Below are 14,500 nucleotides of genomic sequence, written 5' to 3'. Positions count from 1 at the left end.
TCAGCGCAGCTCCGGCGGCCAGTCGAGGCCGGAACGGCCCGCCGGGGCGGGCGGGGCGGCTGCGGCGGCTATTTCGTCGTCGCCGAGGCCGGCCTCACGCAGGACCTCGGCGGTGCGATCACTGAGATCGAGCGGATGGGCCTGTGCGGGCGTGCGCGAAAGGCGGGGCACCGCGGGCACTCGGTTGGGTCCGCTGTCCGGATGGCGGGCGGCGATGTGGGGATCGCTCCACACCTCGTCCGGCGCCAGAACGGGCGCGACGCAGGCGTCCGTGCCTGCGAACAGGGCGGTCCAATGGTCACGCGGCGCACCGGCGAAGGTGGCAGCGAGCGTGCGCTCGATTTCGGGCCATAGATCCCGCCGCATGTGGCCCGGCGCCTCGCCGAGGTCGAGACGTCGCCATAGCGCCTCGAAAAATCCCCGCTCCAGCGCGCCGACCGCGATGAAGCCGCCGTCCGCGCAGCGATAGGAGCGATAGAAGGGCGCTCCGCCGCCGAGCAGCCCGTCGCCGCGCGTGGGCCAGTGCGGCGTCTTCCACAGCGGCCAGTGCATCGCCATCAGGGAGAGCGCGCCGTCCACCATGGCGGCGTCGATCTTCTGGCCCTGTCCGGTGCTCTTCGCCTCGATCACCGCGGCGAGGATGCCCAGCGCGGCGATCAGGCTGCCGCCGGCGAAGTCCGCGACGAGATTGAGTGGGGCTTCGGGCGGTCCATCCTTCGGCCCCATCGACCCCAGCACGCCGGCGAGCGCGAGATAGGTGATGTCGTGCCCAGCCTCCAGGGCACGCGGGCCGTCCTGCCCGAAGCCGGTCAGGGAGCAGTAGACGAGGCGAGGATTGAGTGCCGCCAGCGTCTCATAGCCCGCCCCGATCCGATCGGCGACGCCGGGGCGGAAGCCCTCCACCAGCACGTCGGCGGTCTTCACCAGCGCGTGGAGCGCCGCCCGGCCGGCGGGTGCTTTCAGGTCAAGGGAGATATGCCGCTTGCCCCGGGAGAATTCCGGAATGGCGACGCCGGCCCGGCCTCCGCCCACCACGATCACCTCCGCCCCGAAGTCCGCCAGCAGCATGGTGCAATAGGGGCCGGGGGCGAGCCGGGAGAGATCGACGACCCGAATGCCCGCGAGGGGACCACGCGGGGCAGCGGAGAGCGCTTCCGCCATCACAGCCCCCGCGCAATGACGATGCGCTGCACGTCGCTTGTGCCCTCGTAGATCTGGCACACCCGCACGTCGCGGTAGATGCGCTCCACCGGGAAGTCCGCCAGATAGCCGTAGCCGCCGAAGGTCTGGATGGCCGCGGAGCACACCTGCTCCGCCATCTCGGAGGCGAACAGCTTCGCCATGGAGGCCTCGGTGAGGCAGGGCAGGCCGGCCTCGCGCAGGGAGGCGGCGTGCAGCACCATCTGGCGGGCCGCTTCGATGCGGGTCGCCATGTCGGCGAGGCGGAAGGAGACCGCCTGATGCTCCATGATGGGCTTGCCGAAGGTGACGCGCTCCTTCGCATAGGCGCGCGCCGCCTCGAACGCCGCACGCGCCATGCCCACGCATTGGGAGGCGATGCCGATACGTCCGCCCTCCAGATTGGACAGGGCGATCTTCAGGCCCTCGCCCTCGGCCCCGAGCCTGAGGTCGGCCGGTAGGCGCATGTCGTTGAAGGCGAGCTGGCAGGTGTCGGAGGAATGCTGGCCCAGCTTCTCCTCCACCCGCACCACTTCGTAGCCGGGGGTGTCGGTGGGCACGATGAAGGCGGAGATGCCCTTCTTCCCCGCATCGGGATCGGTGACGGCAAAGACGATAATCACGTCGCCGTTCTTCCCGGAGGTGATGAACTGCTTGGCGCCGGAGAGCACGTAATGGTCGCCGTCCCGCCGGGCGCGGGTGCGCAGGGCGGCCGCGTCCGATCCGGCCTGCGGCTCGGTGAGGGCAAAGCCTCCGATCCATTCGCCGGAGGCGAGCTTGGACAGGAAGCGCGCCTTCTGCGCATCCGTGCCGAACTTCACGATGGGCATGCAGCCGACGGAGGAATGCACGCTGACGATGGTGGAGCAGGCGCCGTCCGCCGCGGCGATCTCCTCCAGCGCGAGGGCATAGGAGACGAGATCGGTGGCCGAGCCGCCATGGTCCTCGGGCACCAGCATGCCCAGGAAGCCGAGGGCGCCCAGCTCCTTCAGTTCTTCGCCCGGGAAACGGTGCTCCCTGTCGCGTGCCGCCGCGCCGGGAGCGAGGCGCTCCTGCGCGAAGGCGCGCACCGCGTCGCGGATGGCAACCTGGGTTTCGGTGAGGATCATGGCAGGCTCCTCCGGTTCTTGTTGTTGGATGTGCTTGGCGACCTCTGCCTCAGCTCAGGCGCTCGATGGCCACCGCCGTCGCCTCACCACCGCCGATGCACAGCGAGGCGATGCCGCGCTTGAGCCCGTAGCGCTCCAGCGCTGCCAGCAGGGTTACCATAACGCGCGCCCCCGAAGCGCCGATGGGATGGCCGAGGGCGCAGGCGCCGCCGTGGACATTCACCTTGTCCTCCGGCAGGCCGAGGTCGCGCATGGCGGCCATGGGCACCACGGCGAACGCCTCGTTGATCTCGAACAGGTCGACGTCCTTCAAATCCCAGCCGGTCTTGCCGGCGAGCTTCTGAACCGCGCCGATGGGGGCTGTGGTGAAAAGGTTCGGCGCCTGGGCGTGGGTGGCATGGCCGACGATGGCGGCGAGCGGCGTGAGGCCGCGCTGCTCCGCCTCCGAGCGGCGCATGAGCACGAGGGCGGCCGCGCCGTCGGAGATGGAAGAGGAGTTCGCGGCCGTCACCGTGCCGCCGTCGCGGAAGGCGGGCTTCAGCGTCGGGATCTTGTCCAGCTTCGCCTTGGGCGGCTGCTCGTCTGCCGCCACCACGCGCTCGGTCTTGCCGGCCTTCACGGTGACGGGCGTGATCTCCTTGTCGAAGGCGCCATCGGCCATGGCCTTCTGCGCCTTGGTGAGGGAGGCGATGGCGAAGGCGTCCTGCGCCTCGCGGGTGAACTGGTAGGCCTCCGCGCACTCCTCCGCGAAGTTGCCCATGAGGCGGCCCTTGTCGTAGGCATCCTCGAGCCCGTCGAAGAACATGTGGTCGATGACCTTGCCGTGCCCCATGCGGTAGCCGCCGCGGGCGCGGTCGAGCAGGTAAGGGGCGTTGGTCATGCTTTCCATGCCGCCCGCAACTGCGACGGAGGCGGAGCCGGCGGCGAGGAGGTCATGGGCGAACATGGCCGCCTTCATGCCGGAGCCGCACATCTTGTTGACCGTGGTGGCGCCCGTGGACAGCGGGAGCCCCGCGCCGAGCGCCGCCTGCCGTGCCGGAGCCTGGCCGAGGCCGGCCGGCAGCACGCAGCCGAACACCACTTCCTCCACCTGATCCGGCGCGAGGCCGGCGCGCGCGAGGGCGGCACCGATGGCCGCGGAGCCGAGCGCGGGCGCGGCCACATCCTTGAGGTCGCCCTGAAAGCCGCCCATGGGCGTGCGGGCGGTGCCGACGATGACGATGGGGTCGGAAGCCGTCATGAGTCTTATCTCCGGTCGCGGGAGGAAGTCGTCAGCGGGAAGGGCTCAGCGCGGCGCCATCCGCAGCGCGCCGTCGAGGCGGATGACCTCGCCGTTCAGCATGTTGTTCTCGCAGATGTGCTTGACGAGGGCGGCATATTCGGACGGCCGCCCCAGGCGCGAGGGGAAGGGCACGCTCTTGCCGAGGCTGTCCTGCACGTCTTGCGGCAGGCCGGCCATCATCGGCGTCTCGAAGATGCCGGGCGCGATGGTGACGACGCGGATGCCGAACCGCGCCAGCTCGCGCGCCACCGGAAGGGTGAGGGCAGCGACGCCGCCCTTGGAAGCGGCATAGGCGGCCTGGCCGATCTGCCCGTCGAAGGCGGCGACGGACGCGGTGTTGACGATGACGCCGCGCTCGCCCTCCCCATCCGGCTCTTCCTTCACCATGGCATCGGCGGCGAGCCGAAGCATGTTGAAGGTGCCGATGAGATTGACAGTAATGCCACGTACGAAGCTTTCGAGCCGGTGCGGGCCGTCACGGCCGACCACCTTCTCGCCGGGGGCGACGCCGGCGCAGTTCACGAGACCGTGAACGTGGCCGAAGCTGTCGAGGGCGAGTTGGATGGCCGCCTTGCCATCGGCTTCGTTGCTCACGTCGGCGCGCTGGAAGCGGGCAGCATCGCCGAGTTCGGCGGCCATGGCGGCACCGGCGTCGGCGTTGATGTCGACGAGGACGACGCGGCCCCCATTGTCCACCACCATCCGCGACACCGCCGCGCCCAGCCCAGAGCCGCCACCGGTGACGAGAAAGACGCGCCCTTCAATCTTCATGGTGCCCCTCCCAGGGAGACATGCCGCCGCTTCGGCGGCCGTTGCGTCTCGTCTAGCAGAAAAGCCGAGTGACATTCGATGACACTAGCGATCTATTCAGATGAGCGATTTTGCCATTTGGGAGCGCGGCGTGGAACGGCGGATGATCTCCGGCACCTTCGTGGACGATGCCCTCGGCTGCCTGACGGCGCAGGGCATCGACGCCGGTCCGGTGCTCGCACGGGCCGGGCTCGCGCTGCCGGTGACCGAGGCCGTCTCGGCGGAACAGTATGGCGCGCTGTGGACCGCAGCCGCGGAGGCGCTGGACGACGAGTTCTTCGGCCTCGCCGCCCGCCCCATGCGCTGTGGCAGCTTCACGCTGCTCTGCCATGCGCTCATGGGCGCGCAGACGCTGGAGCAGGCCCTGCGGCGGGCGCTGCGATTCCTGCGGGTGGTGCTGGATGACCCGAGCGGCGAGCTCGTCGTCGGCGATGGCCTGGCGTCCGTCGTGCTCTCGGACAAAGGCGGCGCGCGCTCGGCCTTCGCCTACCGCACCTACTGGATCATCCTCCATGGCATCACCTGCTGGCTGGTGGGCCGGCGCATTCCGATCCGACAGGTGGATTTCCGCTGCGGTCCGCCGGAGCATGGGGCGGATTACCGCCTGTTCTTTGGTGCTCCCGTCCGTTTCGATGCACCTGAGAGCCGGCTCGCCTTCGATGCGACCTTCCTGAAGTTGCCGGCCCACCGCAGCGAGCGGGCGCTGCGGGATTTCCTGCGGGGCGCGCCGGCCAACATCCTCGTGCGATACCGGCACGATGAAGGGCTTGCCGCCCGGGTCCGCGCCCGGCTCCGGGAGCTGCCGGCTTCGGCATGGCCTTCGTTCGTGGAGCTTGCCCGGCAGCTGCGCCTGCCGGCATCGACCCTGCGTCGCCGGCTCGCCGAAGAGGGCGCCGCCTATCGCGACATCAAGGACGACCTGCGCCGGCTGCGGGCCGAGGACCTGCTGCAAGCCACCGACCGGCCCGTGGGCGAGATCGCGGCGGAGCTTGGCTTTTCCGAGCCGAGTGCCTTCCATCGGGCATTCCGCAAGTGGACGGACCTGAGCCCGGGCGCCTTCCGCCGTGCCGGGGCGTGAGGGAGAGCGGCGTTCCGCCATTTGACGGCGGGGCGGCGGCTGACTACCTGTGCGCAGACCATGCCCGCGCGGCGCCATCCGGGGCGGCCTGCCGGGCGACCCTGGAGACACCTGTTGTCGATCATTGCCAGCATCCGCAAGACCCTCGTTCCGATTCATCGGGAGGGCTATCCGTTCATCGCCATCGCGGTGGTGATCGCGCTCGTGCTGTTCGTGTTCTCCACCTTCTTCGGCATGATCGGCTTCGGCCTCGCCCTCTGGACGGCTCTGTTCTTCCGCGATCCCGAGCGCGTGACGCCGGTGCGCGAGGGGCTCGTCATCGCGCCGGCGGATGGGCGGGTGTCGCAGGTGGGTCTGGCGCGGCCGCCGCGGGAGCTCGATCTTTCCGACGAGCCGCTGCTGCGGGTGTCCATCTTCATGAATGTGTTCAACGTCCACGTGAACCGGGCGCCGGTGACGGGACGCATCGAGCGCATCGCTTACAAGCCGGGCCTTTTCCTCAATGCTGACCTCGACAAGGCGAGCGAGGACAATGAGCGCAACGGCCTCATCATCTCCACGCCCTACTGCCGGGTGGGCTGCGTGCAGATCGCCGGCCTCGTGGCCCGCCGCATCGTCTCGTTCGTGCGGGAGGGCGAGTCCATCGGTTCCGGCGAGCGCTTCGGCCTGATCCGCTTCGGCTCTCGTGTGGACGTCTATCTGCCCGTGGGCTCGCGCGTGCTGGTCAGCGAAGGGCAGTTGACGGTGGCGGGCGAGACGGTCCTGTGCGATCTCTCCCAGCCGCAGCAGCGCGAGACCGCCTATCGGGTGAGCTGATGGAAACGCCCTTTCCCCCGTTCGATCCGGAAGGCCGGCCCCGGCCGCGCCTCGGCGGCAGCATCGGCAAGGTGCCGATCCGCGTACTCCTGCCCAATCTTGTGACGTTGCTCGCGCTGTGCTCCGGCCTTACCGCCGTGCGGCTCGCGATCGAGGAGCGGATCGAACTGGCGCTGGCGGCCATCGTGTTCGCCGCCATCCTCGACGGGGTGGACGGGCGCCTTGCGCGGGCGCTGAAGGGCACTTCGCGCTTCGGTGCGGAGCTGGACAGTCTCGCCGACTTCGTGAATTTCGGCTGCGTGCCAGCGCTGATGCTCTATTTCTGGGGCCTCAAGGAAGCCGGCTCGTTCGGCTGGATCGCCGCGCTCGCCTACGCCATCTGCGCCGCGCTGCGCCTCGCGCGCTTCAACGTGATGCTGGACGACCCGAACAAGCCGCCCTTCGCGGGCGACTACTTCACCGGCATTCCTGCCCCGGCGGGCGCCATCACTGTGTTGCTGCCGGTCTATCTGGAACTGATCGGCCTGCCGCATGGGCGGGTGAGCGCTTTGATCGCGCTGGTCTATTGCCTCGCCATCGCCTTCCTGATGATCTCCACGGTGCCTGCCTGGTCGGGCAAGACGCTGGGGCGGCGGGTGCGACGGGATATGGTGCTGCCGCTGTTCGTGGCCGTGGCCATCTATTTCGCCCTGCTGGCGAGCTATCCCTGGATCGTGCTTTCGTTCTGCACCATCCTCTATCTGGCGCTGCTGCCGGTCTCGACTGTGCGCTATCGGCGCCAGATGAAGGCTTGGAAGGCCGAGCGCGCCGCTGCAGCCACAGCCAGCCCGGACGTGCTGCCCTCCTGATCTTCGTGAAGCGGCTGCTGGCGACTTGCTGTGCAAGCGCTGCCGCAGTCACGCGCATCAAATTGCATGCAATGCGCACGGCGTTGCACAAATTATGATCATATACCGCTCTGTGTTGCTGTGTTGATCGACTGGATGGGTAACCTAGTGAATTGATTTTGCGATAAATTTCTAAAACTGTATGCAATTGGCACGCGGCTTGAATGGCATTTGGCGACCGCCACCACAGGGACGTTGCCGATGAACCGCCGCGAATTCATGAAGTCCGCCTCCGCTACCGCCGTCGCGAGCGGCACGGGCGTCGCAGCCCCGGCGGTGTTCTCGCCGGCGAAAGCGCAGGCCCGGAACGAGACGCTGCTGATCGTCTCGGAGAGCGGGCCGAACAATCTCGACATTCACGGCGTCGGCACCAACGTGCCCGGCTATGAAGCCAGCTGGAACACCTACGACCGGCTCATCACCCACGAGATGACCGAGAAGGAAGGCGTCCGCTACTACGATCGCGACAAGCTCAAGGGCGAGCTCGCCGAGGACATGAACATCGGTGACATGTCCGTCACCTTCAAGCTGAAGAAGAACGCGACCTTCCAGGACGGCAGCCCCGTCACCGCCAAGGACGTGAAGTGGTCGCTGGACCGCGCCGTCTCCGTGGGCGGCTTCCCCACCTTCCAGATGAAGGCCGGCTCGCTGGAGAAGCCGGAGCAGTTCGTGGTGGTGGACGACCACACGGTGCGCGTGGACTTCCTGCGCAAGGATCGCCTCACCATCCCCGACCTCGCCGTCATCGTCCCCTGCGTCATCAACTCCGGGCTCGTTCAGAAGAACGCCACCGAGAAGGATCCCTGGGGCCTCGAATACACCAAGCAGAACACCGCCGGCTCAGGCGCCTATCGCGTCACCAAGTGGACGCCCGGCACCGAGGTGATCTTCGAGCGCTTCGACGACTGGAAGGGCGGCCCGCTGCCCAAGATCAAGCGCGTGATCTGGCGCATGGTGCCCTCCGCCGGCAACCGCCGGGCGCTGCTGGAGCGCGGCGACGCTGACATCTCCTATGACCTGCCCAACAAGGATTTCGTGGAGCTGAAGCAGGCCGGCAAGCTCAACATCACGTCGGTGCCGTACTCCAACGGCGTGCAGTACATCGGCATGAACGTGAAGAACCCGCCCTTCGACAATCCGAAGGTTCGCGAGGCCGTCGCCTACGCCATTCCCTACGAGAAGATCATGGAGGCCGTGCTCTACGGCCTCGGTCGCCCCATGTTTGGCGCGCCGGCCGATGCCGCCACCAAGGTGGCCTGGCCGCAGCCCACCAAGTTCAAGACCGACCTCGCCAAGGCCAAGCAGCTGATGGCGGAGGCGGGCTATGCCGGCGGCATCGACACCACGCTCTCCTTCGATCTCGGCTTTGCCGGCGTCAACGAGCCCATCTGCGTGCTGCTGCAGGAGAACCTCGCGCAGATCGGCATCAAGACCACCATCAACAAGATCCCCGGCGCCAACTGGCGCACGGAGCTGAACAAGAAGGTGCTGCCGCTCTACACCAACGTGTTCTCGGGATGGCTCGACTATCCGGAATACTTCTTCTTCTGGTGCTACCACGGCTCCAATTCGGTCTTCAACACCATGAGCTACCAGTCGGCGGCCATGGACACCTTCATCGACGGTGCCCGTGCGGCGGCGGCGAGCGGCGACAAGGCGGCCTATGATACGGACGTGAAGGGTATGGTGGACCTCGCCTTCGCCGACGTGCCGCGTATTCCGCTCTACCAGCCGTTCGTCAACGTCGCGATGCAGAAGAACATCACCGGCTACGAATACTGGTTCCACCGCCGGCTCGACTATCGCGCCTTCCAGAAGGGCTGACGTCTTTCCGTTCCTCTCAAGGGAGGAAGCGGCGTGAGGGGTGGCGCCGGGGGCGGAAACCGGCGCCCGGGTTTCGGCCCGGATGCCCGGCATCGGTGCCGCCCCTCACCCCACATCCGGCGGTCCGCCGGAGACGACAAAGCGGCTGCGGTGCCCGATGCCCCGCAGTCCGGATCGCACACAGGGATATCGCCATGCTGAAGCTCCTAGGCAGTCGTCTCGCCACAGCCGTGCCCAGCCTGATCGGCGTGGTGATCGTGACCTTCCTGCTCACCCGCGTGCTGCCCGGCGACACGGCGGCCTATTTCGCGGGCCCGGCGGCGACGCCGCAGGCCATCGCCGAGATCCGCACCAAGCTCGGTCTCGACAAGTCGTTACCGGCTCAGTTCGCCGACTACGTCTCGGCGCTGGCGCATGGCGACCTGGGCTCTTCACTCTCTACCGGCCAGCCGGTCGCCACCGAGATCGCGTCGCGCCTGCCGGCCTCGGCCGAACTGACGCTGGCGGGGCTGGTGCTGGCGCTGCTGATCGCGGTTCCCTTCGGCATCATTGCGGCGGTGCGACAGGGGTCGTGGATCGATCATGCCTGCCGCATCATCACCACGGCCGGCGTGTCGCTACCGGTGTTCTTCACCGGGCTGCTGCTGGTCTATGTCTTCTACTTCAAGCTGGGATGGGCACCGGCGCCGCTGGGGCGGCTCGACGTGTTCTTCTCGGCGCCGGAGACGGTGACTGGCTTCTATCTCATCGACAGCTTGATCGCGCGCGACTTCGAGACCTTCCGCGCCGCGCTGGCGCAACTGGCGGTGCCCGCCATCACGCTCGCCATCTTCGCGCTCGCGCCCATCGCCCGCATGACCCGCGCCTCCATGCTGGCGGTGCTCTCCTCCGAGTTCGTGCGCACGGCGAAGGCGGCGGGCCTGACGGATTACACCGTCATCATCACCTACGCCTTCCGCAATGCCATGCTCCCCGTGGTGACGACGCTGGGCATGGTGTTCTCCTTCCTCCTCGGCGCCAACGTGCTGGTGGAGAAGGTGTTCGCCTGGCCGGGCATCGGCTCCTATGCGGTCGAGGCGCTCATCACCTCGGACTACGCGCCGGTGCAGGGCTTCGTGCTCGCCATGGCGATCCTCTACGTGATCCTCAACCTCCTGATCGACCTTGCCTACGGCATCATCGATCCCCGCGCGCGGAGCGAAGCATGACCCTCGCCACGGCCGACACCCAGAAGGCCCCGGGCGGCCTTGCCGCCACGCTCGCCCACGCCCGCTACGTGATCTCGGATAACCCGGTCACGGGCATCGCCTTCGGCATGTTCCTGGTGCTGGTGGTGTGCGCCACGTTCGGGCCGTTCATCGTGCCCTATGACCCGCTCGCCTCCGACACGGCCGCTGCCTTGCAGCCGCCCTCGGCCGCGCACTGGTTCGGCACCGACAATCTCGGCCGCGACATCTTCTCCCGCGTCGTGGTGGCGAGCCGGCTGGACATGGCAATCGCCATCTTCTCCGTGGCGCTCGTGTTCGCCGTGGGCGGCGTCGCCGGCATCGCGTCGGGCTTCTTCGGCGGGTGGACGGATCGAATCATCGGCCGCATCTCCGACACCATCATGGCCTTCCCGCTGTTCGTGCTGGCCATGGGCATCGTTGCGGCGCTGGGCAATACGGTGACGAACATCGTCATCGCCACCGCCATCATCAATTTCCCGCTCTATGTGCGCGTGGCGAAGTCGGAAGCCGCCATCCGCCGCAATGCCGGCTATGTGCAGGCGGCGCGGCTCACCGGCAATTCGGAGTGGCGCATCCTGCTGACGACCATCCTGCCCAACATCATGCCCATCATGATGGTGCAGATGTCGCTCACCATGGGCTACGCCATCCTCAACGCCGCCGGCCTCTCCTTCATCGGCCTCGGCGTGCGTCCGCCGACGCCCGAGTGGGGCATCATGGTGGCCGAGGGCTCGGCCTATATCGTCTCCGGCGAATGGTGGATCGCGCTGTTCCCCGGCCTTGCACTCATGTTCGCGGTCTTCTGCTTCAACCTCCTGGGCGACGGTCTGCGCGACATCGTCGATCCCCAGCGCCGCACCTGATGGAGGCCGCCATGCATGGAGTTGTGGACGTGAAGGAACACGCCGCCAAGTCCTCCGAAGCGCCGAGCGGCCCGCTGCTGGAGGTGCGCGACCTCACCGTCGAGTTCGCTACCCGCCGCGGCATCGTCACGGCAGTGAGCAAGGTGGACCTGACCCTCGGCAAGGGCGAAACGCTGGGCATCGTGGGGGAGAGCGGTTCGGGCAAGTCCGTCACCTCCTACACGGTGATGCGCATCCTCGACCGGGCCGGCCGCATCGCGGAAGGCTCCATCACCTTCTCCGGCATCGACGTCGCCCATGCGCCGGAGAGCGAGATGCGCGACCTGCGCGGTCGCGAGATGTCGATGATCTTCCAGAACCCGCGGGCGGCGCTGAACCCCATCCGCACCGTGGGCGCGCAGATCGGCGACGTGCTGCTCCAGCATGTCCAGGCCGACCCGCGCAACGTGAAGCACAAGGTCATCGACATCCTCAAGCAGGTGCGCATCGCCCGGCCGGAGGACCGCTACCACGCCTATCCGTTCGAGCTGTCCGGCGGCATGTGCCAACGCATCGTCATCGCGCTCGCGCTCGCCTGCAGGCCGCAGCTGATGATCGCGGACGAGCCCACCACCGGCCTCGACGTGACCACCCAGAAGGCGGTGATGGACCTCGTGACGGAGCTGACGCGCGAGCGCGGCATGTCCACCATCCTCATCACCCACGACCTCGGCCTCGCCGCCACCTATTGCGACACGGTGATGGTGATGGAGAAGGGCAAGGTGGTGGAGACCGCGCCGGCCGAGCGCATCTTCCGCGATCCCCAGCACCCCTACACCCGCAAGCTCATGCGCGCGACGCCCCGGCCGGGCATCACGCTGAAGGACCTGTTGCCGGAAGGCGAGGGCGCGCCCGCTGCGGCTGCGGCGCGCTCACCCGTGGCCGATGCCGGTGCGCCGCTTCTCACCGTCGAGAACCTGGTGCGCGAATATCCCCGCCAGGGCGCGCCCTCGGCCTTCCTCGCCAAGCTCAAGGGCAAGCCCCTGACGCCGGAGGAGACCATCTTCCGCGCCGTGGACGGCATCTCCTTCGAGGTGAAGCGGGGCGAAAGCGTCGGCCTCGTGGGCGAGAGCGGCTGCGGCAAGTCCACCACCTCCACCATGGTGATGCGCCTCATCGATCCGACGGCGGGGAAGATCACCTTCGCCGACGAGGACATCGGCGCGATCCCGGCCAAGGATTTCGCTCACCATCCCATGCGCAAGCGCATCCAGATGGTGTTCCAGGATCCGACCGAGAGCCTCAATCCCCGCTACACGGCCGCCCGCGCCATTGCCGATCCGCTGCTGCGCATGGGGGGCTATTCGGGCGGCGCGAAGCTCGATGCCCGCGTGGCGGAACTCGCCGATATGGTGGGCCTGCCGCAGAACCTGCTGGAGCGTTTCCCGCACCAGCTTTCGGGCGGCCAGAAGGCCCGCATCGGCATCGCCCGCGCCATCGCGCTCGATCCTGATCTCGTCATCCTCGACGAGCCGACGGCGGCGCTGGACGTGTCGGTGCAGGCCGTGGTCCTGAACCTGCTGGAAGAGCTGAAGCAGCGGCTCGGGATGAGCTATCTGTTCGTCTCCCACGACCTCCATGTGGTCGGCCTGCTGTGCGACCGGGTGATCGTGATGCGGCAAGGGCGGATCGTGGAGGAGGGGACCGCGCGGGAGGTGCTGGAAGCACCCAAGGACGCCTATACCCGCGAACTCATCGCCGCCATTCCCCATCCCCCGGTCTGAGGCGCCCAATGGCCAACGAAACCACCCTGCCGCGGGTCGAGGACGCCGCCCTCGCCCAGCTTCTCGATGGGGCGCTCTCCGCCCATGGCATCACCGCGCGTCCGGAATGGCGCACGGAGGCGCTGTCCTATCTGCGCAGCATCGCCGATGCGGCGACTCTGGTCCGGAGCCTCGACCTCGGCGATGCCGAGGAACCGGCCCCCGTGTATCGTCCGTGAGGTGGTCATGAACGCGCCTGTCCCCGTTCCCGACGCCACCCGCCTCGCCAGTGCGACCGCCGCCGAGATCGCTGCCGCAGTTGCGTCCGGCACCGTCACCGCCCGCGCCCTCATCGAGGCGACGCTGGCCCGCATCGCGGCCCTCGATCCGGCGATCAACGCCTTCACCGATCTCACGGCGGAGCGTGCCCGCGCCCATGCGGATCGGATCGACGCCGCCCGCGTCGCCGGCGAACCGCTGGGGCCGCTCGCCGGCGTGCCGTTCGCGGTGAAGAACCTGTTCGATATCGCGGGCCTGCCCACCCGAGCCGGCTCGAAGATCAACCGGGAACGGGCTCCGTCCGCTCAGGATGCCCTTCTGGTGGAGAAGCTGGAGGCGGCCGGCGCCATCCTCGTCGGCGGGCTCAACATGGGCGAATATGCCTATGACTTCACCGGCGAGAACGTCCATGACGGCTCCTCGCGCAACCCGCACGATCTCACCCGCATGTCCGGGGGCTCCTCCGGCGGCACCGGGGCGGCTGTGGCGGCCGCGATGGTGCCCCTTGCCCTCGGCTCCGACACCAACGGCTCCATCCGCGTGCCGTCCTCCCTGTGCGGCACGTTCGGGCTGAAGCCCACCTATGGCCGGCTGGGGCGGGGCGGCAGCTTTCCCTTCGTGACGGCGCTGGACCACCTCGGTCCGCTCGCCCGTTCCGTCGTCGACCTCGCGCTCTCCTATGACGCCATGCAGGGGGAGGACGCCCGCGATCCCGGCCAGACGCCACGCCCCGTCGAGCCCGTCGCCGGGCTGATCGGGGAGGGCACCGGCGGACTGCGCATCGCCATCGCCGGGGGCTGGTTCCGCGCCAAGGCGCATCCGGAAGCGTTCGCCGCCGTGGATGCTGTCGCCGCCGCGCTCGGCGCACGCGACATGGTGGACATTCCCGATGCCGCCCGCGCCCGGGCCTCCGCCTACATCATCACCGCCGCGGAAGGCGCGAGCCTCCACGCCCGGCGCCTCGCCGTGCGGCCGGAGGATTTCGATCCCGCCGTGCGCGACCGGCTGCTCGCCGGCCTCGCCATTCCCGCCTCGTGGGTCGATGCCGCCCAGCGCTTCCGGCGGCACTTCCGGGGCGAGATGCTGAAGCTGTTCGAGACTCACGATGTGCTTCTCGCCCCCGCCACGCCCTCCCGGGCGCCGAAGCTGGGGCAGAAGACCTTCGTGCTCGATGGGGAGGAGATGCTGGTGCGGCCGAATCTCGGCCTGTTCACCCAGCCCATCTCCTTCATCGGCCTGCCCGTGGTGGCCGTGCCGGTGCGGGTGGATGTGGGCGATGCGCCGGACCTGCCCATCGGTGTACAGGTGATTGCCCCGCCGTGGCGGGAGGACATGGCATTGCGCGTGGCTGCGGAGCTGGAGAGGCTGGGCGTCGCCGCAGCCCCTGCCGCGACCCTTTGAA

At 68.4% G+C, this 14,500-nt stretch carries 13 protein-coding genes; 9 read left to right on the top strand and 4 right to left on the bottom strand.

Features of this window, described 5'->3' with window-relative positions:
* The 4 genes from FHT36_RS20320 to FHT36_RS20305 are packed head-to-tail and all read right to left on the bottom strand — an operon-like array spanning position 1 to position 4,341.
* Positions 1 to 1,161, bottom strand: a complete 1,161-nt coding sequence (locus tag FHT36_RS20320; protein ID WP_169124288.1) for a CaiB/BaiF CoA-transferase family protein — start codon at positions 1,159 to 1,161, stop codon at positions 1 to 3.
* Entirely contained in the window at positions 1,161 to 2,288 is a 1,128-nt protein-coding gene (locus FHT36_RS20315) for an acyl-CoA dehydrogenase family protein (RefSeq protein WP_169124287.1), read from the bottom strand. Before FHT36_RS20315 ends, FHT36_RS20320 begins: the two co-directional genes overlap by 1 nt.
* Before the next feature lie 49 nt (positions 2,289 to 2,337).
* Complete coding sequence (locus FHT36_RS20310) at positions 2,338 to 3,528, bottom strand: acetyl-CoA C-acyltransferase (RefSeq protein WP_169124286.1); 1,191 nt, start codon at positions 3,526 to 3,528, stop codon at positions 2,338 to 2,340.
* Positions 3,529 to 3,573: 45 nt separating this feature from the next.
* Positions 3,574 to 4,341 carry a 3-hydroxyacyl-CoA dehydrogenase gene (locus tag FHT36_RS20305; protein ID WP_169124285.1) on the bottom strand — a complete coding sequence of 256 codons (768 nt, stop codon included), beginning with the start codon at positions 4,339 to 4,341 and terminating at the stop codon, positions 3,574 to 3,576.
* Between the two features lie 100 nt (positions 4,342 to 4,441).
* Here FHT36_RS20305 and FHT36_RS20300 point away from each other — a divergent pair, with 100 nt between their 5' ends.
* From FHT36_RS20300 to FHT36_RS20260, 9 genes are all read left to right on the top strand, one after another.
* Complete coding sequence (locus tag FHT36_RS20300; RefSeq protein WP_210257883.1) at positions 4,442 to 5,458, top strand: AraC family transcriptional regulator; 1,017 nt, start codon at positions 4,442 to 4,444, stop codon at positions 5,456 to 5,458.
* Positions 5,459 to 5,572: 114 nt separating this feature from the next.
* Positions 5,573 to 6,274, top strand: a complete 702-nt coding sequence (locus FHT36_RS20295) for a phosphatidylserine decarboxylase (RefSeq protein WP_169124284.1) — start codon at positions 5,573 to 5,575, stop codon at positions 6,272 to 6,274.
* Positions 6,274 to 7,122 carry a CDP-diacylglycerol--serine O-phosphatidyltransferase gene (gene pssA, locus FHT36_RS20290; protein ID WP_169124283.1) on the top strand — a complete coding sequence of 283 codons (849 nt, stop codon included), beginning with the start codon at positions 6,274 to 6,276 and terminating at the stop codon, positions 7,120 to 7,122. The genes FHT36_RS20295 and pssA overlap by 1 nt, the downstream gene beginning before the upstream one ends.
* A 240-nt stretch (positions 7,123 to 7,362) precedes the next feature.
* A complete protein-coding gene (locus FHT36_RS20285) occupies positions 7,363 to 8,985 on the top strand; it encodes an ABC transporter substrate-binding protein (protein ID WP_169124282.1) in 1,623 nt (540 codons plus the stop codon).
* 194 nt (positions 8,986 to 9,179) lie between these two features.
* Positions 9,180 to 10,193 carry an ABC transporter permease gene (locus FHT36_RS20280; RefSeq protein ID WP_169124281.1) on the top strand — a complete coding sequence of 338 codons (1,014 nt, stop codon included), beginning with the start codon at positions 9,180 to 9,182 and terminating at the stop codon, positions 10,191 to 10,193.
* Positions 10,190 to 11,077: an ABC transporter permease gene (locus tag FHT36_RS20275; RefSeq protein ID WP_169124280.1), complete on the top strand. Its 888-nt coding sequence runs from the start codon at positions 10,190 to 10,192 to the stop codon at positions 11,075 to 11,077. Before FHT36_RS20280 ends, FHT36_RS20275 begins: the two co-directional genes overlap by 4 nt.
* Before the next feature lie 11 nt (positions 11,078 to 11,088).
* A complete protein-coding gene (locus FHT36_RS20270; RefSeq protein WP_169124279.1) occupies positions 11,089 to 12,840 on the top strand; it encodes an ABC transporter ATP-binding protein in 1,752 nt (583 codons plus the stop codon).
* Between the two features lie 8 nt (positions 12,841 to 12,848).
* Entirely contained in the window at positions 12,849 to 13,058 is a 210-nt protein-coding gene (locus FHT36_RS20265; protein ID WP_169124278.1) for an AtzG-like protein, read from the top strand.
* Between the two features lie 7 nt (positions 13,059 to 13,065).
* Positions 13,066 to 14,499 carry an AtzE family amidohydrolase gene (locus FHT36_RS20260; RefSeq protein ID WP_169124277.1) on the top strand — a complete coding sequence of 478 codons (1,434 nt, stop codon included), beginning with the start codon at positions 13,066 to 13,068 and terminating at the stop codon, positions 14,497 to 14,499.
* The last annotated feature ends 1 nt before the right edge of the window (position 14,500 follow it).

The sequence above is a fragment of the Xanthobacter sp. SG618 genome, assembly GCF_012932745.1.
Classification (GTDB): Bacteria; Pseudomonadota; Alphaproteobacteria; order Rhizobiales; family Xanthobacteraceae; genus Xanthobacter; species Xanthobacter flavus.
This window is presented reverse-complemented; position numbering and strand designations above follow the sequence as displayed.